The organism is Candidatus Palauibacter irciniicola, assembly GCF_965208695.1.
In the GTDB taxonomy this organism is placed as follows: domain Bacteria; phylum Gemmatimonadota; class Gemmatimonadetes; order Palauibacterales; family Palauibacteraceae; genus Palauibacter; species Palauibacter irciniicola.
Map to the genome: position 1 here is coordinate 1,255,268 of NZ_OZ242352.1, position 20,817 is coordinate 1,276,084.

The window sequence follows — 20,817 nt, forward strand, 5'->3', positions numbered from 1 at the left end:
GCCATGGCCTCTGACACGCACGACGCGGGCGGACGGGTGAAGGACCGGGGCCGGCACTACTTCGACGATCCGAAGCGCTGGAAGCGCCTGATCGCGATCCTGATCGTCGTGTGCGGCGTGCTGTTTGCGCTCGATTTCGTGAACTTCCTGCAGCAGCGAATGGGGTGGTGGGAGTTGCGCCACCCGGAGCGCGACTGGGAGGGCCTGCCGCCCTTCTACGCCGTCTACGGCTTCCTCGCCTACACGGCGATCGTCTACACCGCCAAGCTGCTCCGGAAGGGCGTGATGCGGGACGAGGACTACTATGATCGGTAGCCTTCCTCCCGCCGCGGTCATGATCCTCGGGGCACTGCTCGTCCCCCTCCTCCGGGGCCGTGCGCGGACCGGCTGGGTCCTCCTCCTGCCCGCCGCGAGCCTCGCCGCCCTTCTTGCCCTGGGAGAAGGGGAGTTCGGGCAGGTCTCGATCTTCTCCTACGAGCTGACGCTCGTCCGGATCGACGGGCTGAGCCGGATCTTCGGATGGCTCTTCCACATCGCGGCCTTCATCGGGCTCATCTTCGCGCGGCGCGGAGGGAGCGCGCTCGAGGACGCTTCGGCACTGGTCTACGCGGGCGCCGCCATCGGAGCCGTCCAGGCCGGCGACCTGATCACGCTCTTCGTCTTCTGGGAGCTTCTGGCGCTGAGTTCCGTCTTCCTCGTGTGGGCGCGCGGCACGGAACGCTCCTACCGGGCGGGGATCCGCTACCTCATCGTCCAGGTCGGATCCGGCGTCGTCCTCCTGGCCGGGATCATCGCCCACGCGCGGGCCACGGGCTCCGTCGCCTTCGACCACCTGGGGACGGGGACGCTGGGGACGGGGACGCTGGGCACGAACCTCATCCTGCTCGGAATCGGGATCAAGGCCGCCTTCCCGCTGCTCCACAACTGGCTCACGGACGCCTATCCCGAGGCCACCTACAGCGGCGCCGTCTTCCTGAGCGCGTTCACGACGAAGGTCGCCGTCTACGCCCTGGCGCGGGGATACCAGGGCGAGGATCTGCTGATCTGGGTCGGCGTCCTCATGACGATGTTCCCGATCTTCTACGCCGTGATCGAGAACGATCTGCGCCGGGTGCTCGGCTACAGCATGATCAACCAGATCGGCTTCATGGTGTGCGGCGTCGGGATCGGCACCGAGATGGCCGTGAACGGGGCGGTCGCGCACGCCTTCAACGACGTGCTCTTCAAGGGGCTCCTCTTCATGTCGACGGGGGCGCTGCTCTATCGCACGGGGACGACGAAGTGCAGCGAGCTGGGCGGACTCTACAAGAGCATGCCGAAGACGGCGGCGCTCTGCGTGATCGGCGCCGCCTCCATCTCCGCCTTCCCGCTCTTCAGCGGCTTCGTGAGCAAGTCGATGGTGATGGCGGCGGCGCTGGAGCAGAACCTCGACATCGTGTGGCTCTTCCTCCTCTTCGCCTCCGCCGGCGTGCTGCACCACGCGGGCATCAAGATTCCGTTCTACGGCTTCTTCGGGCCCGATTCCGGGATCCGCACGAAGGAGGCGCCGACGAGCATGCTCATCGCGATGGGGATGGCGGCCTTCCTGTGCGTCTTCAACGGGACGTTCCCGACCTGGTTCCTGTATCCGAACCTTCCGTACGCGGTCACGTACGAACCGTTCACGTCCGCGCACGTGATCAGCCAGCTGCAGCTGCTCTTCTTCGCCGTGCTCGCCTTCGTGTGGCTTCGGCTCTCCGACCGGGAGCCGCACGAGCTGCCCTCGACGAACCTGGATGCGGACTGGTTCTATCGCCGCTTCGGCAGGGGACTGGCGCTCGCCGGCGGTGGTGTCGCGTCGCGGCTGCGGGCTGCCATCGCGGCGCGCACCGTGGTCGCGGCCGGCGACGTGATCGGATCGGCCAGGCGCTACATGGGCCCGAGCGGCGTGTTGGGGCGTACCTGGCCCACCGGAGTCTCCGTCATATGGGTTGCGATCCTGCTCCTGGTGTTCCTGCTCCTCTACTACGCGACTACGCCCGTCACGAACGCCCTCCCGCCGCCATGACGGAGTCCGGCGCGGCGCGGACCGACGGGGCTCGGGATGCGGGCGCGCGGGCCCTGATCGAGTCCATCCTCGCCGACTCGGAGGCGATCGTCGCGCTCGGCGTCACGCTCGAGGAACTGGGCGACGACACCGCCGTCCTCCGGATGACCATGCGTCCCGACCTTACCCGAGACGGCACGATGTACCACGGCGGTCCGGTCGCCTCGCTGATCGACATCGCCGGGGACATGGTCGTCGCCGTGCGGGCCGGAGGCGGCGTCCCGACGATTTCGCTGCGGGTCGACTACCTGCGCCCCTGCACCGGCCCGTACCTGCTGGCCACGGCCCGTTTGCGGCGTCACGGCCGTACGATCTCGGTGTCGGACGTCGACGTGCACGACGATCAGGGGCGCCTCTGCGCGGTCGGACGGGGGACCTACTCGTCGCTGGCGGGCTGATGCGGTGAGGGCGGTCCTCTACGACGCGCACGGCGACGCCGACGAACTCTACCTGGGCGAGGTCCCGGACCCCGAACCCGCTCCCGGCGAAGCCCTGGTCCGGATCCGCGCCTGCGGGCTCAACGGCTTCGACCCGATGATGCTCGGCGGCACGACGGGGCTGCGGGTGCCGCTCCCCATGACGCCGTGCGGCGACGCGGCGGGAGAGATCGCGGGCTTCGGGCCCGGGACGGAGGCGGCCGGACGGCGCGTGGGGGACCGCGTGCTGATCGACCCGCTGATCGAGAGCCGCGGCATGCTGGGCGAGAAGGCTCCGGGCGCGGCCGCCGAGTACCTTGCCGTCCCTCTCGGGAACCTCCTGCCGATTCCCGACGGCGTCTCGTTCGAGCAGGCCGCGGCGCTCCCGGTCGCCTACGGGACCGCCCTGCGCATGATCGAGGACCGCGCCCGGGTGCAGCCGGGCGAGACCGTGCTGATCCTGGGCGCGACGGGCGGCGTGGGCTGTGGCTGCGTCCAGCTCTGCAAGCGAATCGGGGCACGGATCATCGCGACCGGGGGCTCGCGCCGGAAGCTGGAACGGCTCCGTGCACTCGGCGCGGATCACGTGCTGCCCTCCGACTCCGCCGAACTGGTGAGGCGGGTGCGGGCGATCGCCGGGCGGCCCCGCTACCACGATCCCAACGCCGGCGGCGTGGACGTCGTGATCAACTACATCGGCGGGGCCTCGTGGGCCGCCAGCCTGAAGATGCTGCGCTTCCAGGGCCGCATGGTCACCTGCGGGGCCACCGCCGGCTACGACCCGCCGACGGACATCCGCTACATCTGGAGCTTCGAGCAGTCCGTCATCGGATCGGACGGGTGGAGCCGCGAGGGGCTCGCGCGCCTGCTCGACATGGTGGCGGGCGGCGACCTCGAGCCGGTCATCCACGCCGTCAGACCGGTCGACGAGATCCGCACCGCGATGCGCGAACTGATGGAGCGCGCCGTATTCGGAAAATCGATCCTGATCCCGTGAACTATCCGATCGCCCGCAAGATCCCGCGGGCGGTCCTGGACGCCGAAGCCGACCGGCTGGCGGCGCTCGCCGGCGCGCCGCTGCACCGCAAGCTCGGCGGCTACGCCCGCCTGGCCGGGCCGGGGTTCATGGGCGCGGCGCTCACGCTCGGCGCCGGCACGCTCACCTCCTCGATGCTGTCGGGCGCCACCTTCGGCTACCGGACCCTGTGGCTGATCTGGCTGAGCGCGGGGCTGGGCCTGTTCATGATGGCCGCGATGGCCCGCTTCACCTGCAGGGGCGGCTTCCGCGTCATCCCGGTACAGAACCGGCGCCACTCATGGGTCATCGGGTCGCTGATGACCGGCCTCGTCGGCACGGCCGCGGTCGCCGTGATCTTCAACTTCGGCCAGGTCGCGCTCGGCACCCATCTCATCGAGTCGCTGGCGCCGTTCGCCGGCTTCGCGTTCCCCGCCGAGTACAACTGGCTCCTCTACTGTGGGGTCACGAGCGCGCTCATCCTGAGCTATGGGCGCCGGGGAGGCCGGGGGACGCGGCTCGTCGAGGCGGTCATGAAGGGCGGCATCGCCGTCATGATCCTCGCCTTCGGAGCCGTCCTGCTGCTGGTGGGCGTCGACTGGGGCGCGGCGGGACGCGGCTTCTTCATCCCGTGGCTGCCCGGCGGGGGCGAGGGTCTGGACCTCTTCATCGCGTCGTCCGCGGCGGCCGTCGGCGTCATGGACTGGGTGTTCTTCCATTACGCGGGGCTCGGCCGGGGCTGGGGGCGGAGGCACGAATCGCTGGCCCGGTTCGATCTGATCGCCGGGCTCTTCCTCCCGTTCGTGGTCATCAACTTCCTGATGATCGGCGTGTTCGCGGCGACGCTGTTTCCGCAGGGGATCACGCCGGACTCGGCGCCCGAACTCGCGGCGGCGCTCATGCCGCTCCTCGGGCCCACCTGGTCGCAGATCCTCTTCTATGCGGGATTCCTGGCCGTGCCGATCACGACGACGGTCGGGATGAGTCTCGCCGGGGCGATGGCCATCCACGAGGCCTTCGGCTGGGAGCCCGACACGTCGTCGTGGCGCTGGAAGGTCAGCGCGCTGCTGCCGCAGGTCGCCTTCCTGGCCGCCTGGAACGCCCGCCCGGTCTGGCTCGTGATCGCGATCGCGGCGTTTCTCTCGCTGGCGAACAACGTCGTCGGATGGTCGATGTACCTGCTGCTGAACGACCGCGAACTCCTCGGCGCGGATCGCTGCCGGTCGTACCTGTGGAACCTCGGGATCCTGCTTCAGGTGACGCTCCTGAACGCGATCGCCGTCACGTACGTCTTCAACCGGCTGGGGTGGTGGTGATGGGCGCCGTCGACCGGCTACTCGAACGACGGGCCGGGCCGTGGTCCGGGCGGGTCTGGGGACTCGTCCTCAACCTGGTCGCGAACGCCGTGGCGCTGTGGGGCGTCTCGTCGGTCATGCGGACCGGCGACGGCTGGACGTGGGTCGCCGTCGGCTGCGCGGCCACGGTCGCCTGCATCGCCGTGCTCGCGCGCCCCTCGCGATCCCCGGGGTCGGAGGAGTGAGCGGCGCCGGGCGGAGCGACCGATCCCGCGGCCGCGATTCCAACCTCGGATACTGGCTCCGCGACGCCGCCGAGGCCTTCCCGGGCCGGGTCGCGCTCATCGACCTTTCGGGTCCCGTCCCCCGCGAAGTCACGTACGCCGAAATCGACGAGCGGATGGATCGCGTGGCGAACCTCCTCTCGGATGCCGGCATCGGGGCGGGCGACCGCTTCGTTCTGAGCGTCGGCAACCGCTTCGAGTTCGTCGAGATCCTCTTCGGTGGCATGCGCTGCGGAGCCGTCCCCGTTCCGCTCAACTTCAAGCTGTCGGAGGACTCGCTCGCGCACATCGTCCGGGACGCGGCCTGCCGGGCCGCCTTCGTCGAGACCGCGGTGACCGAGCGCTCGGTCGCGGTCGTCGAACGGTTGGGGATCGAGAGAAGGTGGGACGTCGGCGGCGACGGCATGGGGGGCGAGCGGGGAGGCGCCGGCTGGCTGGACTACGAGAGCGCCCTCGCGGAATCGTCGCCCCGGTTCGATCCCCCGCGGCTCGAAGCCCGCCACCCGGCGTTCCAGCCCTACACGTCGGGGTCGACGGGCAAGCCCAAGGGCGTCGTCCTCTCCCACGAGGGCCAACTCTGGTGGGTGCGCTGCCTGCGGAAGTACTGGCCGGCCGACCCCGGCGACCGGGCTCTCGTCGCCGTACCCCTCTACCACAAGAACGCGATGGCCGGGGCCATCAAGCCCCTGCTGCAGGCCGGGGCCTCGGTCGTGATTCTGCCCGGCTTCTCCCCGGAACCGTTTCTTCGGGCCCTCAGCGGGTACCGCTGTACGCAGGTGGGCGCCGTCCCCGCCGTGTTCGCGATGGTCCTGGATCGGATGGATCTGATCGAGAAGCTCGATTTCTCGGCGCTTCGGAAGGTCACGCTGGGCTCCGCTCCGGTGCAGCCCGAACTGATGGACGCGGTCGAGCGCGCGTTCGACATCGAAGTCGGCGAGAGCTACGGGCTCACCGAAGGCGGGCCGGTCATGATCGGACCTGGGCCCGACGGACGCCCGACCCCGAGGGGAAGCTGCGGCGCGGCGTGGCCCGAGGGAGAGATCAAGCTCGTGCGCGATGGCAGCGAAGATCCGGAGTACGGAGAGCTGTGGGTCCGGAATCCCGGCGTCACGACGGGCTATCACAATCTGCCCGAGGTGAACGCGGCCCGGATCCGGGACGGCTGGCTCGCCACGGGCGACCTCTTCTTCCGCGACGGGGAGGGTTTCTACTACTTCCGCGGCCGCACCGACGACATGTTCAACTCCGGCGGCGAGAACATCTATCCCAAGGAGGTGGAGGACCTGCTGCTCTCCCATCCCGATGTCCGCGACGCGACCGTCGTGCCCGTGCCCCACGCCCTCAAGGGTGCGGTCCCGGCCGCGGTGGTCCGGCTCGGAACCGAGGCGACCGTCACGGCCGAATCCCTCAAGCGGTACACGCTCGAGCGGGGACCCGCCTATGCGCACCCCCGTCGCATCGCGATCGTGGAGGAGATGCCGCTCACCGGCGTGGGGAAGGTCGACCGGGCGGCGATCCTCGGCGTGCTGGGACACGGCGGCGCGGGGTGAGCGAGCCGCTCGTCGTCGGGGCCAGGAGGTCGCCCCTCTCCCGGGCGCAAGCCGCCTGGGTGGGCGAACGGCTGCGCGAACGCTGGCCGGAGCTGTCCGTCGAATACCGGTTCATCTCCACCGCCGGGGACCGCGATCCCGGGACGCCGCTTCCGGAGATCGGGGGGAAGGGGCTGTTCACCGAAGACCTCGAACGCGCCCTCCGGAAAGGGGACATCGACGTCGCGGTGCATTCCCTGAAGGACCTGCCGACGGACCTCCCCGATGGATTGACGCTGGGCGCGGTCCCCTCCCGCGAAGATCCCCGCGACGTGCTCGTGGTCCGCGAATCGCCGGTTGCCGCGCCCCGGGACACGGGCGGACGCGACCTCCTCCGACGTCTGCCCTCCGGCGCGCGGGTCGGCACGTCGTCGCTGCGGCGCGCCGCGCAGTTGCGCGCCGCGCGGGCCGACCTCGAGCCGCGGGCGATCCGCGGGAATGTCGAAACGCGGCTCCGCAAGCTCGAAGACGGCCGCTTCGAGGCGCTGGTCCTGGCGGCGGCCGGGCTCCGGCGGCTCGGCCTGTGGCCCCGCGGCGCGCGTGTCCTCGATGAGGGCTGGCTGCCGGCCCCCGGCCAGGGTGCGCTCGGGCTCCAGTGCCGGGATGGGGAGGATGGAGCGGCCGCCCGCATCGGGGCGCTCGACGATCCGGCCGCCCGGGCGGAGGCGACCGCCGAGCGGGCGCTGCTTGCGGCGCTCGAAGGGGGGTGCCGGGTTCCCATCGCCGCCCGCGCGTCGCTGAGGGGGGAAGACCTCCGGCTCCGCGCGGCCGTCTACGACGTGGACGGCGGCCCGCCGGTCGAAGCGGCCGGAACGGGGGCCCGCGCTTCGGCCGGCGCACTCGGCCGCCGGCTGGCGGAACGGTTGCTGGAGGCGGGGGCGTCCGGCCTCGTGGAGCGGGCGCGCCGGCTCAGTCCGTGAGGCGGCGCGAACCGTCTCCCTGAAATCCGTACATGAGGGTCACGCATCCGGGCGTCGCCTGCGGGCAGTAATAGCTCAGGATCCGCAGCTTCGCGTAGCCGCCCTCCGCCGTCCGGATCACGTACGTCTCGTCCTTCGGTTCGAGGAGGTGGGAGAAGAACCCGTACCGGTACCAGCGTTCGAGTCCGGGCGTCGCCGGGCCGTCCTCCAGCGCACCCTCCGTGGTCGCGTAACCGGACGCCGGGGCCTCCGTGACGGTCTCCCACGGCGCGGCGATGGCGATCGCCCCGCCGGCCCCGGGGTATCCGGTGCCGCCGTTCACGACGACGTGGTACCGGTTGAGCGCGAGATCCCAGCCCGCGAGCGGACCGCCGACCGTGCTCCGCCTGTCGAAGTCGAAGTACACCCACCGCGAGCCGTCCCGGGCATCGACGGTGACGGTGTCCACGACGAACCCGTCGACGGGGGGGCGCGGGGCGACGGGCGTGGGAACGAAGGTGACGGGGTCGGGCCTCGTGAACGAACCGGCAACGACGATGACGAGGATGAACAGGAACACGGCCCCCGCGGCGTACAGTACGACCGGCCGACCTCCGTCCGCCCGGTCTTCTCCCCTTACCGTCCCCGGTGCCACGGGGACTCGTGCCGCGTTCCGCTCAGGAACCTGGCCAGGTTGGCGAGATAGTAGGCCAGCGCCGCCGCCGCGAGCGCGAAGATCACGCCGATCGCGAGCGCCCCGAGACTCCCGGCCCTCGCGAAGATCCGGAACTCCCACGCGGCGAAGACGGCGCAGAAGACGATGGCCGTTGCGATGAGAAAACGGTGAAACCCGATGATCGACATGGGATGTTCCGATTCACGGTGGACTTCGGTCCGTCTGTCGAACATCGTACGAAGGCGGGACGCGAGCCGAAACTTCGCCTGTTGACCCTCTGTCGGCCCGATTGGAGCTTCCACTCCCCATGAGTTCCGGATTCCGCACCTACCACGAAGTGGACGAACTGCGTTCGGATCTCCCCGATCAGATCGCGGCGGGGGACGAGCGCGTGTCCGTGCGGCTCGCTTCCGTCGCCCGCGTCATCGGGGTCATGAGCGGCAAGGGCGGAGTGGGGAAGAGCCTCGTCTCCGCCCTCCTCGCGACCGCCCTCGCCCAGCGCGGGGATCGCGTGGGCCTGGTCGATGCGGACCTCAACGGCCCCAGCGTGCCGCGCCTTCTCGGCATCGAACCCGAAGCCCTCGCCGAATCCCCGGACGGATTCGCGCCGCCCTCCTCGCGCGCCGGGGTCCGCGTCATGTCGATGGCGTTCCTCACCGAGCCGGACCGCGCCCTCACGTGGCGCGAGCCCGCCGACGCCGGCTTCGTGTGGCGGGGCGCCCAGGAGCGGGGGGCCCTGCGGGAATTCCTGTCGGATGTCGCGTGGGGAGAGCTGGATGCGCTCCTCGTGGACCTGCCGCCGGGCACCCAGCGACTCGCCGAACTCCACGCGCTCGTCCCCGGACTGGCGGGCATCGTCGCGGTCACCATACCGAGCGCGGCTTCCCGCGATGCCGTGGCCCGTTCGCTCGATCTCGCCCGGAGACGCGGCCTCCCCATCCTGGGACTCGTGGAGAACCTGTCGGGGGTGCGCTGCGACGCCTGCGGAGCGCTCGCTCCGCTGCACGCCGGTGACGCCGGGGCCGAGCTGGCGGGCCGTTTTCGGGTCCCTCTGCTCGCGCGCCTCCCCTTCGACGCGGCGCTTGGGGCCGCGGCGGACGAGGGGCGGCTCGAGGGGTGGCTGGCCGGCGGAGGCGGAGCCGCGGATGCGCTCCGGAAGGTGGTCGACGTCCTTCGCGCGGGGCCCGCGGCGCGATGAAGTTCCTCTGCGTGGACTGCGACCGGCAGATGGCGTTCGACGAGCGGGCGGTGCCCGGCGACGGGACGATGGCCGCCGTCTTCAGGTGTCCCGCGTGCGGGCGGAAGACGGCGATGCTCGCCAACCCCATGGAAACGCAACTCGTGAGTTCGCTCGGCGTGAAGGTGGGAGGCCGCACCGTACCGAACGAAAACTTCGAGGGCATCCGCGCCGGCGTAGACGAGGCGCGCGACGAAGCCTTGCCCGCACCGCCGTTGACGAACCCCGGACCCGTGCGCTGGAGCGTGGAAGCGGTCGAGCGGCTCGGCCACGTACCCTCCTTCGTGCGGGGGATGGTGAAGAAGATCTACAACGAATACGCCCGGGAGCGCGGGATCGAGGAGATGACGCCCGCCGTCATGGACCGGGCCCGATCCGATCTCGGACTGGAAGGCATGTAGCCGGTGGTGGCGGACGGCGGCGGAGGGACGGGGGATGCGCGTGAAGGCGCGGGGGCGCCGGACCCGTCCGTGGAACGGGAAGTTCACGGACTCCGCGCGGTCATCGACCGCGATCTGTGCGTCGGCTTCGGGGATTGCATCGAGGAAGCGCCGGAGGCCTTCGATCTCGACGAGGATGGGGTGGCGGTGTTCACCGGCCCGGAGCATGCCTCGCGGAGTCGGTTCATCGAGGCGTGCGCGTCCTGTCCGGTCGATGCGATCACCGTGCTGGAAGACGGGATCGAGATCGTTCCGTGAACCCCGGCGCAGGGGCGAAGCCGCCGTTGGTGGCGGCGGAGGCGGTCGCCTACCGCTACCCCGATGGGAGTCCCGCGCTTCGGGATCTCTCGCTCGAAGTCCGGGCGGAAGAACGCCTCGCGCTCCTCGGCCCGAACGGATCCGGCAAATCGACCCTCCTCCGCCTCCTCGGCGGCGACGGTGCACCGGGGATTCGGCGGGACCCCAGGGTCGACGATGCCGGACGGCGCTGGCTCGCCCCGGACCGGCCCGCCCTCCGCACGTGGCTCAGCGGGCGGGAAAACGCGGCCATCCTGCTCGAGCTCCACGGCGCCGGATCCGGTGAGGCGCGGGCCACGGCGGACGCATGGCTCGCCCGCTTCGGGCTCGAGGCGGACGCGGACCGCCCCGCGGGGGCCTATTCGAGCGGCATGCGGAGACGGCTTGCGCTCGCGACCGCGTTCGGTACCGCGGCCCCGCTCCTCCTCCTCGACGAACCGCTGGCCGGACTCGACCCCGGCGGTCGGGAGGCCTTCGCCGAGGCCCTCGCCGACCACCACGGCGCCGGCGGGACCGCGGTGCTTTCCGCCCATGATCCCGTCTTTGCCGCGGCGCACTGCGACCGCGTGGCGTTCATCGTCGACGGTCGCTGCGCGGTGGCGGATACCCCGGCCCGGCTCCTGGAGCGCGTCGGCGCCCGTCCCCGCGTGGAGATCCGGTTCGCCGCGGGGCAGGCGCTCGATCCCGACACCCTCGGCCCCGCCCCGGAGGCCGTGCGCGCGTCGTCCCGGAACGAGGGCGCCGTGATCCTCGAGGTCGACGACCCGAGCCGGGCCCTTCCCGAGACGCTGGCCTGGGTCCTGCGCGGCGGCGCCTCCGTCGCCTCGGTCGAGGTCCGGGAGCCCGATCTCGCGGACGCCTTCGCGACGCTCACGGGCCGCCGTCTGGAAGAGCGCGCCCGGTGACGATCTGGCGCCTGGCGTGGCGCACCGCCCTCCGCCGGCGGCGGTTGTTCCTGTGGAACGTCGCGGTCCCGCTCCTCCTCCTCACGCCCGTCGCCCTCAGCGCGGCCGCGGCGCCGCACCGGGTCGCCGTCTTCGGCGTATTCATCGTCTTCTTCGGAGCCTTCGGCTCGGCCATCCCCGCCGTGCGCGACGCCCGCGACGGCTGGCTCGATGAGATCCTCCGCGCCGGTTACTCCTCGCCCCGCTGGCTCCTCGAGCGCACCCTCGCCGGCACGACGATCGACGCGCTCCAACTCGCGCCCGCGGTCCTGGTCCTCCTGTGGTCGGCCGGCGGCGCCGGCGCGGGAGCCGTCGTCCTCCTGGCGGTCCTCGCGACGCTCTGGTTCGCGAACCTGCTCGGTCCCCTCGTGGCGGCCGCGGTGCGTTCGCTCGCCGAAGCGGCGCTCGCTTCCGCGGCGCTTTCCCTCCTCCTCCTGCACTTCGCCGGCTTCTTCCGGACCCCCGCTCCGGGCTGGACCTCCCTCGTCGCCGAGTGGAATCCGTACACGCCGCTGCGAGCCGCGCTCACGGCGGGCACCGGCGGGATGCCCATGGACGCCTCCGTCTGGCTCCGCAGCCTTCTCGTCGCGGCCGGCGTGACCTTCGGGGCCGCGGTTTTCGCCTCGGATTGGAGCCGCCGCCTCCGCTGGCCGCGAACTCCCTAGAGGGCGTTTGACTTTCCCCGTGGGCAGCCGCACCTTCTTGGCGCATAAGCGGGGTTCCGGACCTTCCGGCGGCCCCGACAACCTTGGATCAGCGTCGCCGAATTCCTCGTCCGTGGCCGATTCTCGCGGACTGCGTACATCCGGGCTTCGCACCCGGGCGAGGCTGGTGCGAGCAGCGTGAACCGGCCGCAGCACGCCGTCCAACGGAGCGCCATGTATCGAGAGGTATTCGTCCCGGTCGATAACTCGCGCGAGTCGGACTGGGCCGTGGACCGAGCCATCGAACTCTGCGCTCGCTCCGAAGGCCGCATCACCGGCTCTCATGTCTACGCCGCACGTCTCCACGACATCCGGTTCCGCCAGCTCGAGATCGGGCTCCCGGCCCAGTTCCAGGAACCGGCGGAGATCCGCAGGCAGCGCAAGATCCACGACAAGCTGATCGAGAAGGGGCTGCAGCTCATCTCCGACAGCTTCCTGGACCAGCTCCACCGCCGCTGCGCCGAGGCCGGGGTGACCCTCACGCGGCAGCTCCTCGAGGGCATCAACTACGAGGAGATCATCAACGAGGCGAACCGGGGCGGCGGACGTCTCCCGAGCCTCATCGGCTTCGACCCCAACATCGCCCACAACTACGACGGCAGCGACAAGCAGCGCACGGACGTCAAGCTGGGCGACGACGGCCGGCTCGTGGCCGAGGACGAAGAGCAGGAGGACAAGCTCGCGGGCACCTCCGGCCGCGACTACGACCTCGTCGCCATCGGCGCCCACGGTCTCGGGCGGCAGGAGCGGAGCCGTCTCGGCGGCGTCGTGGCGCGCTCTCTCCGCGGGATCGAGAAGGATGCGCTCATCGTCCGCGACGGGCGGCCCCTCGACGGCGGGAGGTGGCTCGTCGGCGTGGACGGGTCGGCCTACGCCTACAAGGGACTGCGGATCGCGCTCGACATGGCCCGCGAGTACGGCGCCAAGGTCTACATCGCGAGCGCCTTCGACGTGCAGTACCACCACGTCGTTTTCCACAACATCAAGGATGTGCTCTCCGTCCAGGCCTCGAAGGTGTTCAAGTTCGAGGAACAGGAAGAGCTCCATAACAACATCATCGACAAGGGCCTCCTCCGTCTCTGCAAGGCGAACATCAAGCGGGCCGAGGTGATGGCGAGCGAGTATCCCGAGGTCGAGATCGAGACCCAGGTGCTGGTCGGGAAGCCCTTCGACGTACTCCTCAAGTGGGCCGAGGAGATCGATCCATCCCTCATCGTCGTGGCCCGCCACGGCTCGCACCGCATCGAGGGCACGGACATCGGCTCGCAGGCCGACAACCTCGTCTCCCTCGCCGACACGAACATCCTCCTCATCGGCACCGGGAACGTCCGGCCCGAGGAGATCCCCTGGATCGAGGAGGATGGCGAAGCCGGGCTCGAGTGGGCGCCCGAAGCGGAGGTGAGGATCCTGCGCGTGCCGCCGTTCGCCCTCGGGATCGCGCGCAAGGCCGTAGAGGAGTTCGTCCTCGAACACTACGGCCCCGGAAGCCGTTACGCGGCCGCCTTCGTCCCGAATCCGAAGGACGAGAAGCAGTACCGGACGCCGCCGCCGCCGGCCGACGGAGACGCCGCGGCCGGCAATGGGGCGAGCGGCACCGCGCAGGTGGCGCGCGACGCGCTCGAGACCGGCGCGGCCCCCTCGATCGCGGAAGTCGGACAGGCCGCCAACGGGCGCGCGAACGCCGAGAAGACGGAACTCTGGAATCGCGATCAGCTGCCCGTCGTGACGAACGAACGGCTCGACGAGGCGATCAAGAAGCTCCTTCCGACCCACATGCAACTCGTGATGGGGATCGGCGACGCGGAGGAACTCGCGCTCGCCGAGGTGAAGGCGGACGAGGCGATGAAGCGGACCGTCGTGGAGACGAGCGACGCCGACGCCTTCGAGGCCCCGCTCCCCGTGATGGCGAAGTGCCCGGTCACGGACAACCAGATCCCTCGCGACCGCACGGCCGCCGACCCGATCGTCTGGACGCACGAGGCGTTCGAACGCCTGGGGCGCGTGCCGCTGATCGCGCGCCCCCTCGCCCGGAATACGGTGGAGCGCTTCGCCCGCGACCAGGGCATGTGGCGCGTCACCACCCTCGTGATGGACGAGAACAAGGACGCGATGATCGCGGCCGACGAGTTCGACCTCGACACGATGCTCGTGATGTTCAACGAGCTGAAGGCGAAGCAGGCGCGGGCCGAAGCCGCCGGCGTCGACGGCATGAGCGAGGAAATGAAGCGCTTCATCGAGGAGGCGAAGGCCTCCGGCGTGACGCGCTGTCCGATCCGCGACATCGAGCAGCAGGCGGCGGACTGTCCCGTCGACTTCAAGATGGTGTCGCCCGACGATGCCCGCGCGGCGGTCGAGAAGTTCGCGCGTACGGAACTCGGGGAAGAGTCGGGAGCGGACGTCCGTCCCGCTTCGGAGCAGGGACCGCGCGAGAAGTGACCGGGGCCCCGCTGGCCGCGGAAGCCGTCGCGAACCGGAGCCCCGCCGTGCCCGGTTCGCTCTGGGACGGCGCCCCCGCCGCCGCGTCTCCGCGGGCCGAACCCGATGTCGCCATCCCGCATGTGGTCGCCTGGAACCTGACGCGCCGCTGCAACCTCGCCTGCGCCCACTGCTACATCTCCGCCGGGTCGTGGCACGCGTCCGCCGAGGAACTCGATACCGCGGCCTGCTTCCGCGTCATCGACCAGATTCTCGAGACGAGTCCGTCCCCCCTCCTCATCCTCAGCGGGGGGGAGCCGCTCGTGCGCTCCGACCTCGAGGCGATCGCGGCCTACGCCTCCGAACGCGGCGCCACGGTGACCGTGGGCACGAACGGCACCGGGCTCACCGATGAACGCATCGCCTCCCTGAAGACGGCCGGCGTGCAGGGCGTCGCCCTGAGCGTCGACTCCCTCGACCCGCGCTATCACGACCGCTTCCGGCACGGCGAAGGCGCGCTCGAGGACACGCTCGCGGCCGTCGACCGCCTTGCGGAGCACCGCCTCGACTTCCTCATCCAGTTCACCGTCACGCGCGGGAACCGGGACGAACTCGATGCCATCGCCGCCTGGGCGGATGAGAAGGGCGCGGTCTGCCTCAACGTCTACTTCCTCGTCGAGACGGGCAGGGGAGAGGGAATGCGCGGCCTCGCCCCCGAAGAGAACGACGAGATCGTGGCCCGGCTGGCCGAACTCCAGCGAGACTACCGTGGGCGGCTCATGATCCGCTCCAAGTGCCAGCCGCAACTCATGCGGCACGTGTACGAGCGGGACCCGGATTCGCCGCTCCTGAACTACCGGACGCGCTGTCCCTGCGGCGTCCAGTACTGCCGCATCACGCCCGAGGGCAAGGTGACGCCGTGCCCGTACATGCCGGAGGTGGCCGGCGACCTCTCCGACGCGTCCTTCGGCGAGATCTGGCGCGAGGCGACCGTCTTCCGCCTGCTGCGCGACGGCGAACCGGGCGGGAAGTGCGGGCGCTGCGAGTACCGCGCGCTGTGTGGCGGCTGCCGCGCCCGCGCGTACGCGGTGGACGGGGATCTGCTCGGTCCCGACCCTTCCTGCGCCTACGAGCCGGCACCCGGCATCGCGGACGCGATCGAGGCGCCCCGGCCGGTCACGTACGGCTCGGCGGTAGAGCGGAAGCTGCCCTGGAGCGCCGAGGCCTCCGCCCGGCTCAACGCCATCCCCAGCTTCGTGCGGGGCGTGGTGGCGGAACGGGTGGAGAAGTTCGCGCGCGAGCGCGGGCACGCGGAAGTGACGATCGACGCGATGACCGAGGTCCGCCGGGCCATGCCGGTGGACTTCTCGAAACGGATGCCCTTCTTCGCCCGGAGTCGGCGGAGCGCGGGACGGGGGGATAAGCGATGAAGCGCTGGTTGACCCGTGGCGTCGCGACCCGCGGCGTACTGCTCGCCGCCCTCGCACTGGCGGTCGCCCTCCCGCTCCTCGCGCAGGCGCCGGGACCCGACTACGGCGAGTTCAACTTCCTCGGGCTCGACCGCCGCGGCGCGGTCTGGATCGCGGCCCAGCTCCACCTGCTGTTCGCGGCCTTCGTGCTCGGCGTGCCCATGTTCGCCGTCGTCATCGAGGCGATCGGGATGTTCGGGGGGGATGAGAAGTACGACAAGCTCGCGAAGGAATTCACCCGCCTCCTGCTCGTGGCCTACAGCGCGACCGCGATCTGGGGCGCGATCCTCGTCTTCTTCCTCTCGACGCTCTACCCGCGCTTCTGGGCGTACCTGACGGCGATCTTCGCTCCGTCGATGTGGGTGTACGCGGGCCTCTTCTTCCTCGAATCGTTCACGCTCTACCTCTACTACTACGGGTGGGACGCGTGGAAGAAGGGCGCCGCGAAGAAGGCCCACTGGTGCCTGGGGATCATGCTCAACGTCTGGGGCACGATCGTCATGTTCATCGCGAACGGGTGGCTCACCTACATGATGAGCCCGCCCGAGGGACTCACGGCGGACACCGCGCCGCAGACCGTGCAGCTGTGGAGCGCGATCAACAACGCGACCTGGATGCCGATCAACATCCACCGGCTGCTGGCGAACGTGGTGTTCGGCGGCGCGATCGTCGGCGCCTACGCCGCGTACCGCTTCCTCACGAGCAAGACCGACGAGGAACGCGCGCACTACGACTGGATGGGCTACACCGGCAACCTGATCGCGATCGGCGCGCTCATCGTCCTCCCCTTCGCCGGCTACTGGCTCGGACGGGAGATCTACGAGTTCAGCCAGCAGATGGGCATCACGATGATGGGCGGCTTCATGAGCTGGCTCTGGATCATCCAGGCCTTCCTCATCGGCATCCTCTTCCTTGCGGGCAACTACTACCTGTGGATCGGGATGGGGCGGATTCCGGGGGCGGAACGGTTCCAGCCCTACATCAAGTGGATGCTGCTCGTGCTCGTCCTGGGCGTCATCGTGTGGGCGACGCCGAACACGATGATCGCCGACCGCGACGAGATCGCGGCCATGGGAGGGATCCGGCACCCGTTCCTGCAGGTGCTCGGCGTGATGAGCGCGAAGAACACGGCCGTCAACCTGATGATCCTGACGACGTTCCTCTCCTTCCTCATGTACCGGAGGGCGAACAAGGATCCGGTGGTGCCGTGGGCGCGCGCGGGGACGATGCTGCAGGGGGCGGCCTTCGCGCTGTGCGCGGTCATCGTCGTGTTCTACGGCGTGTACGGCTATTTCGTGACCGCGATCGTGCGGATCGGCTTCTCCGTCTACCAGGTGCTCGCGGTCCTGGCGACGATCCTGTTCGTCATCGGCATCGACATGGCGATGCTGCGGGGCGCCAAATCCCGGGGCGAGATCCGGTGGGGGCGGATGCCGGACCGGTCCCAGTACGCGCTCCTCATCCTCGCCGTCACGTTTACGTGGCTCATGGGGCTCATGGGCTTCGCGCGCAGCGGGATCCGGCAGCACTGGCACGTCTACGAAGTGATCCGGGATACGAGCGAGCAGGCGTTCACGCCGGCGCTCGGGCCCGCGGCCACGATCATCAGCATCTGCGTGCTCATCTTCTTCGCGCTCGTCGGCCTCATCTTCTGGCTCGGCGGCCTGGCCGAACGCTCCGTGTACCAGGAGGCCGAGGCGAAGGTGAAGGCCGGGCAGGAGGGGCGCGCCGCGCTCGGAGACCCGATGCCGGCGCCTTCCCTGGGCGACGTGGACTAGCGATGGCGTGGAGCGGGGACTCGAGGACGGTGGTGCGAGGACGGGAAGAATAGATGACGAACCTGAAGATCCTGTTCACGGTCGTGGCGACGCTGGCGGTGTTCACCTTCGTGGCGAACGTGATCCCGCAGGTGCAGTCGGCGGTCCCCCGGGAGATCGTGCTCAGCGCGGACATGCCGCCGGAGGAACTGGCGGCGATCGGCGAGGAGATCTACGCGGGGGCGGGCGGCTGCACCGCGTGCCACGGCCTCGGCACGCGCGCCCCGGACCTCCTCGGGGTGGTGGGCGGCGTGTGCGCGACGCGCGTCCCGGGGCAGAGTTGCAAGGACTACCTGTGGGAGTCTCTGGTCAACCCGATGGCCTACATCGTGGAGGGCTTCGACCCCATCATGATCGATCAGAGCATCCTTTCGTCTCAGGCCGAACTGTGGACGCTCGTCGCCTTCCTGGAATCGCAGGGCGGCGAGATCACGGTGAACGCGGACGACTTCGCCGCGGCGCTGGCGGCCGACGACGCGGCCGCGGCCGCTCCGCCGCCTCCCGTGGTCACCGACCCGAGCCAGGTCGACGCGGTCGCGCTGATCACGGCGCAGGGCTGTCTCGCCTGCCACGCCCTCGGCGGGGAGGGAGGCATGGTCGCTCCCCCCTTCGAGGAACTGCGGGGGCAGGATCCCGCCGTCGTCCTCGAGGGGATCGTGGATCCGATGGCGACGATCAACGAGGAATACTCGGCCTTCGCCGGGACGATGCCGACGATCTTCGGCGATCTCATGTCGCCGGTGGAACTCGACGTGCTGGTGAACTTCTTCGTGGGAGGCGCGGGGGCCGGCGCGGAGGCGCCCGGCGACGCGCCGGAAGTCCCGCCCGACAGCGCGGGAGGTAGCCGATGAAGCGTTACCTGTCCCATCCGTTCTGGCAGGGCGCGATCGTCATCGTCGTGTCCTACGTCGCGTTCGAGTGGGTGATCGGATACGTGCTGCCGGTGATCGGCGTGGCGAGCGCTCCCGTGCCGAGTTCGGTCATCCTGCAGTACATGCTGACCGTTCTGGTGGGCATCGTCCTCTACATGAGCGCGGACGAGGCGCGCTGGAAGAGCTTCAAGAAGCCGATCCACGAGACCATGGTCGCGCGCGACCGGAAGACGCTGCGGGGGATCCTCATGGTCGCGCTTCCGGTTCTCATCGGCTGGCTCGCCTATCAGAACGTGAGGCCGAGCTACGCCGCGCCGGCCACGTTGCGCTCCGTGCACCCCGCGCCGCCGAACCAGCTCACCTTCCGCGGCGAGACGATCGAACTCACGGGGCTCGAGAACCCGCTGCACGAGGAAGGCTCCATCGAGGAGCACCTGGCGGTCGGAAAGCGGATCTACGTGCGCAACTGCGTGCCCTGCCACGGCGACCTGCTCGACGGCCAGGGCCACTACGCGCCGGCCTTCAACCCGGTCCCCGCCGACTTCACGAGTTCAGGCAACCTCCCCCAGCTCACCGAGAGCTACGTGTTCTGGCGCATCGTCAAGGGCGGCCCCGGCCTCCCGCGCGAGGGGACCCCATGGGACTCGGCCATGCCGGCCTGGGAGACGATCCTCGAGCAGGACGAGATCTGGGCAACGATCCTCTATCTCTACGACCAGACCGGGTTCACGCCGCGCACGTGGGAGGAAGAAGGGGAAGGGGGCCACGAATGAGGGTGCTCCGACGCGGGACCCTTGGGACCCTCGGGACGCTCGCGCTTGGCGGGTTCGCCATCCTCGCCCTTTCCGCCGCGCCCCCGCTGTCGGCGCAGGAGGACGCGGCCGCCGCGGGCAAGGTCGTGTACGACCGCTGGTGCGCCGAGTGTCACGGCGAGACCGGGCAGGGAGACGGTTCCGCCGCCGCCTCGATGCTGCCCCGGCCACGGGACTTCACGCAGGCGCTCTACCAGATCCGGACGACCGGGAGCGGACAGCTCCCGACGGATGCGGACATCCGGTTCGCGATCGAGAACGGACTCCCCGGTACGACGATGCCGGGCTGGCCCAACCTCACGGACGGGGAAATCGACGACCTCATCGTCTACCTGAAGAGCTTCTCGAGGTTCTTCGGCCAGGGTCCGGCCCCGGAACCGCTCGACTTCGGATCCGATCCCGGCGGCGGTCCCGCGGCGATCGAGGCGGGGGCGGCGGCCTACCTCACGATGCTGTGCGAGGAGTGCCACGGCCTGTCCGGCCGGGGCGACGGGACCTCGGCGCCGACGCTGGAGGACTGGCGGGGCCTCCCCATCCGCGCGGCCGACCTCACGGAGGCGTGGGTCCTGAACGGCGGCAGCAGCGTCGAGGACATGCACACCCGGATGTTGACCGGATTGGACGGCACGCCGATGCCGTCGGCGATCGACGCCATGAACTCGGGCGTCGTCTCGCCCGACGAGGTCTGGCAACTGGCGCACTACCTCGCCTCGCTCGGGCCGCGCGAGATGCCGCCGCTGCGCGAAGTGATCCGCGTGGGACGCGCCGAGGCGGGGCTCCCGGCCGACGGCGAAGAGGAAGCCTGGGCGGGCGTCGAGGCCTTCTACTTCCCGATGTCGGGCCAGGTCGTACAGCTGCCGCGCAACTTCGCGCCGGCGGTGGACGGACTCTGGGTCCAGGGGCTCCACGACGGAAGCGACATCGCGCTGCGCGTGCAGTGGAACGACCCATCGAACAGCCCGGACCCGAACTGGGACGAGTGGCAGAACAAGATCACCGCCGCGCTCGACCTGGACGGCGCGGAACCGATCGCCCTCGACAGCGCCGGCGCGCCGACCGCGCGGCCCCCGGACGCGGTGCTCCTGCAGTTCCCCTTCGAACCGCCGGAGGGCACCGACCGCCCGTACTTCCTGATGGGGGACGCCCGGGAGCCGGTCTACCTGTGGACGTGGGATTCGGAGACCGGCGTCGGCGCGGGGCGCGGCCGCGGCCTCGACTCGGTCGAACCGCTCGGGGAGGACCCGGTAACGGGAGAAGCGACGTGGGAGGAGGGGCGCTGGACGCTCTATCTCCGCCGCTCGATCGAGGTCGAAAGCGACGGCCTCGACTTCGCCGAGGGGGCGCCGATGCCCATCGCGTTCCAGGCGTGGGACGGGTCCAGCGCCGAGGTCGGAAAGCGCAGTTCCGTGAGCACGTGGTACTACATTCTCCTCGAACCTCCGGCATCCAGCACGGTCGTCGTGACGCCCCTGCTGGCCATGCTCTTGACGGGGGCCTTCGGTCTCGTTCTCGTGCGCCGGGCCCAGGATCGCCGGAGAGATGGATGAAGC

General features: G+C 70.3%; 21 protein-coding genes. 19 read left to right on the forward strand and 2 right to left on the reverse strand.

The features are described from left to right. Nucleotides 1–3 precede the first annotated feature (3 nt). Genes ACOGI9_RS05275 through hemC form a run of 8 tightly spaced genes read left to right on the forward strand, consistent with a single transcriptional unit; the run spans nt 4 to nt 7,605 of the window. Nucleotides 4–315 carry a hypothetical protein gene (locus ACOGI9_RS05275; RefSeq protein WP_419858835.1) on the forward strand — a complete coding sequence of 104 codons (312 nt, stop codon included), beginning with the start codon at nt 4–6 and terminating at the stop codon, nt 313–315. Beyond that, a complete protein-coding gene (locus tag ACOGI9_RS05280) occupies nt 305–2,047 on the forward strand; it encodes a Na(+)/H(+) antiporter subunit D (protein WP_419858836.1) in 1,743 nt (580 codons plus the stop codon). Before ACOGI9_RS05275 ends, ACOGI9_RS05280 begins: the two co-directional genes overlap by 11 nt. Continuing rightward, on the forward strand, nt 2,044–2,484 hold the full coding sequence (locus ACOGI9_RS05285; RefSeq protein ID WP_310780594.1) for a PaaI family thioesterase: 441 nt from the start codon (nt 2,044–2,046) through the stop codon (nt 2,482–2,484). Before ACOGI9_RS05280 ends, ACOGI9_RS05285 begins: the two co-directional genes overlap by 4 nt. 4 nt (nt 2,485–2,488) lie before the next feature. Beyond that, the gene (locus ACOGI9_RS05290; RefSeq protein WP_419858837.1) at nt 2,489–3,499 is read left to right on the forward strand and encodes a zinc-binding dehydrogenase; all 1,011 of its coding nucleotides are present in this window, start codon (nt 2,489–2,491) and stop codon (nt 3,497–3,499) included. Next, nucleotides 3,496–4,833 carry an NRAMP family divalent metal transporter gene (locus ACOGI9_RS05295; protein WP_419858838.1) on the forward strand — a complete coding sequence of 446 codons (1,338 nt, stop codon included), beginning with the start codon at nt 3,496–3,498 and terminating at the stop codon, nt 4,831–4,833. Before ACOGI9_RS05290 ends, ACOGI9_RS05295 begins: the two co-directional genes overlap by 4 nt. Beyond that, nucleotides 4,833–5,057, forward strand: a complete 225-nt coding sequence (locus tag ACOGI9_RS05300) for a hypothetical protein (RefSeq protein ID WP_419858839.1) — start codon at nt 4,833–4,835, stop codon at nt 5,055–5,057. The genes ACOGI9_RS05295 and ACOGI9_RS05300 overlap by 1 nt, the downstream gene beginning before the upstream one ends. Continuing rightward, nucleotides 5,054–6,646, forward strand: a complete 1,593-nt coding sequence (locus ACOGI9_RS05305; RefSeq protein WP_419858840.1) for a class I adenylate-forming enzyme family protein — start codon at nt 5,054–5,056, stop codon at nt 6,644–6,646. Before ACOGI9_RS05300 ends, ACOGI9_RS05305 begins: the two co-directional genes overlap by 4 nt. Continuing rightward, nucleotides 6,643–7,605 carry a hydroxymethylbilane synthase gene (hemC, locus tag ACOGI9_RS05310; protein ID WP_419858841.1) on the forward strand — a complete coding sequence of 321 codons (963 nt, stop codon included), beginning with the start codon at nt 6,643–6,645 and terminating at the stop codon, nt 7,603–7,605. Before ACOGI9_RS05305 ends, hemC begins: the two co-directional genes overlap by 4 nt. On the opposite strand, the gene ACOGI9_RS05315 is transcribed toward hemC, so the two are convergent. Together ACOGI9_RS05315 and ACOGI9_RS05320 are read right to left on the reverse strand one after the other, a co-directional pair. Next, complete coding sequence (locus ACOGI9_RS05315) at nt 7,595–8,239, reverse strand: HmuY family protein (protein ID WP_419858842.1); 645 nt, start codon at nt 8,237–8,239, stop codon at nt 7,595–7,597. The genes hemC and ACOGI9_RS05315 overlap by 11 nt on opposite strands. Next, entirely contained in the window at nt 8,221–8,493 is a 273-nt protein-coding gene (locus ACOGI9_RS05320; RefSeq protein WP_419858843.1) for a hypothetical protein, read from the reverse strand. Before ACOGI9_RS05320 ends, ACOGI9_RS05315 begins: the two co-directional genes overlap by 19 nt. A gap of 74 nt (nt 8,494–8,567) precedes the next feature. Between ACOGI9_RS05320 and ACOGI9_RS05325 the strand changes: the two genes are divergently transcribed. The 11 genes from ACOGI9_RS05325 to ACOGI9_RS05375 all read left to right on the forward strand — a co-directional run bounded on the left by ACOGI9_RS05325 (nt 8,568) and on the right by ACOGI9_RS05375 (nt 20,814). Beyond that, nucleotides 8,568–9,458: an ATP-binding protein gene (locus ACOGI9_RS05325; RefSeq protein ID WP_419858844.1), complete on the forward strand. Its 891-nt coding sequence runs from the start codon at nt 8,568–8,570 to the stop codon at nt 9,456–9,458. Next, nucleotides 9,455–9,898 (forward strand): PCP reductase family protein, encoded by a 444-nt coding sequence (locus ACOGI9_RS05330; protein WP_419858845.1) that lies wholly within the window; start codon nt 9,455–9,457, stop codon nt 9,896–9,898. The genes ACOGI9_RS05325 and ACOGI9_RS05330 overlap by 4 nt, the downstream gene beginning before the upstream one ends. A gap of 6 nt (nt 9,899–9,904) precedes the next feature. Then, nucleotides 9,905–10,195 carry a ferredoxin gene (locus ACOGI9_RS05335; protein WP_419858846.1) on the forward strand — a complete coding sequence of 97 codons (291 nt, stop codon included), beginning with the start codon at nt 9,905–9,907 and terminating at the stop codon, nt 10,193–10,195. Further along, entirely contained in the window at nt 10,192–11,139 is a 948-nt protein-coding gene (locus ACOGI9_RS05340) for an ATP-binding cassette domain-containing protein (RefSeq protein ID WP_419858847.1), read from the forward strand. Before ACOGI9_RS05335 ends, ACOGI9_RS05340 begins: the two co-directional genes overlap by 4 nt. Further along, on the forward strand, nt 11,136–11,843 hold the full coding sequence (locus ACOGI9_RS05345) for an ABC transporter permease (RefSeq protein ID WP_419858848.1): 708 nt from the start codon (nt 11,136–11,138) through the stop codon (nt 11,841–11,843). Before ACOGI9_RS05340 ends, ACOGI9_RS05345 begins: the two co-directional genes overlap by 4 nt. 213 nt (nt 11,844–12,056) lie before the next feature. Next, complete coding sequence (locus ACOGI9_RS05350; protein WP_419858849.1) at nt 12,057–14,318, forward strand: universal stress protein; 2,262 nt, start codon at nt 12,057–12,059, stop codon at nt 14,316–14,318. Then, the gene (locus ACOGI9_RS05355) at nt 14,315–15,727 is read left to right on the forward strand and encodes a radical SAM protein (RefSeq protein ID WP_419858850.1); all 1,413 of its coding nucleotides are present in this window, start codon (nt 14,315–14,317) and stop codon (nt 15,725–15,727) included. Before ACOGI9_RS05350 ends, ACOGI9_RS05355 begins: the two co-directional genes overlap by 4 nt. Beyond that, entirely contained in the window at nt 15,724–17,544 is a 1,821-nt protein-coding gene (locus ACOGI9_RS05360) for a cytochrome ubiquinol oxidase subunit I (protein WP_419858851.1), read from the forward strand. The genes ACOGI9_RS05355 and ACOGI9_RS05360 overlap by 4 nt, the downstream gene beginning before the upstream one ends. Nucleotides 17,545–17,597: 53 nt before the next feature. Then, nucleotides 17,598–18,434 (forward strand): hypothetical protein, encoded by an 837-nt coding sequence (locus ACOGI9_RS05365; RefSeq protein ID WP_419858852.1) that lies wholly within the window; start codon nt 17,598–17,600, stop codon nt 18,432–18,434. Further along, nucleotides 18,431–19,228, forward strand: a complete 798-nt coding sequence (locus ACOGI9_RS05370; RefSeq protein ID WP_419858853.1) for a c-type cytochrome — start codon at nt 18,431–18,433, stop codon at nt 19,226–19,228. Before ACOGI9_RS05365 ends, ACOGI9_RS05370 begins: the two co-directional genes overlap by 4 nt. Further along, the gene (locus ACOGI9_RS05375) at nt 19,225–20,814 is read left to right on the forward strand and encodes a c-type cytochrome (RefSeq protein WP_419858854.1); all 1,590 of its coding nucleotides are present in this window, start codon (nt 19,225–19,227) and stop codon (nt 20,812–20,814) included. Before ACOGI9_RS05370 ends, ACOGI9_RS05375 begins: the two co-directional genes overlap by 4 nt. Nucleotides 20,815–20,817 lie beyond the last annotated feature (3 nt).

Coding starts and splice junctions, on each gene's coding strand:
- ACOGI9_RS05275 (WP_419858835.1), top strand. CDS start 4: ATGGCCTCTGACACGCACGACGCGGGCGGACGGGTGAAGGACCGGGGC.
- ACOGI9_RS05280 (WP_419858836.1), top strand. CDS start 305: ATGATCGGTAGCCTTCCTCCCGCCGCGGTCATGATCCTCGGGGCACTG.
- ACOGI9_RS05285 (WP_310780594.1), top strand. CDS start 2,044: ATGACGGAGTCCGGCGCGGCGCGGACCGACGGGGCTCGGGATGCGGGC.
- ACOGI9_RS05300 (WP_419858839.1), top strand. CDS start 4,833: ATGGGCGCCGTCGACCGGCTACTCGAACGACGGGCCGGGCCGTGGTCC.
- ACOGI9_RS05320 (WP_419858843.1), bottom strand. CDS start 8,493: ATGTTCGACAGACGGACCGAAGTCCACCGTGAATCGGAACATCCCATG.
- ACOGI9_RS05325 (WP_419858844.1), top strand. CDS start 8,568: ATGAGTTCCGGATTCCGCACCTACCACGAAGTGGACGAACTGCGTTCG.
- ACOGI9_RS05330 (WP_419858845.1), top strand. CDS start 9,455: ATGAAGTTCCTCTGCGTGGACTGCGACCGGCAGATGGCGTTCGACGAG.
- ACOGI9_RS05350 (WP_419858849.1), top strand. CDS start 12,057: ATGTATCGAGAGGTATTCGTCCCGGTCGATAACTCGCGCGAGTCGGAC.
- ACOGI9_RS05360 (WP_419858851.1), top strand. CDS start 15,724: ATGAAGCGCTGGTTGACCCGTGGCGTCGCGACCCGCGGCGTACTGCTC.
- ACOGI9_RS05365 (WP_419858852.1), top strand. CDS start 17,598: ATGACGAACCTGAAGATCCTGTTCACGGTCGTGGCGACGCTGGCGGTG.
- ACOGI9_RS05370 (WP_419858853.1), top strand. CDS start 18,431: ATGAAGCGTTACCTGTCCCATCCGTTCTGGCAGGGCGCGATCGTCATC.
- ACOGI9_RS05375 (WP_419858854.1), top strand. CDS start 19,225: ATGAGGGTGCTCCGACGCGGGACCCTTGGGACCCTCGGGACGCTCGCG.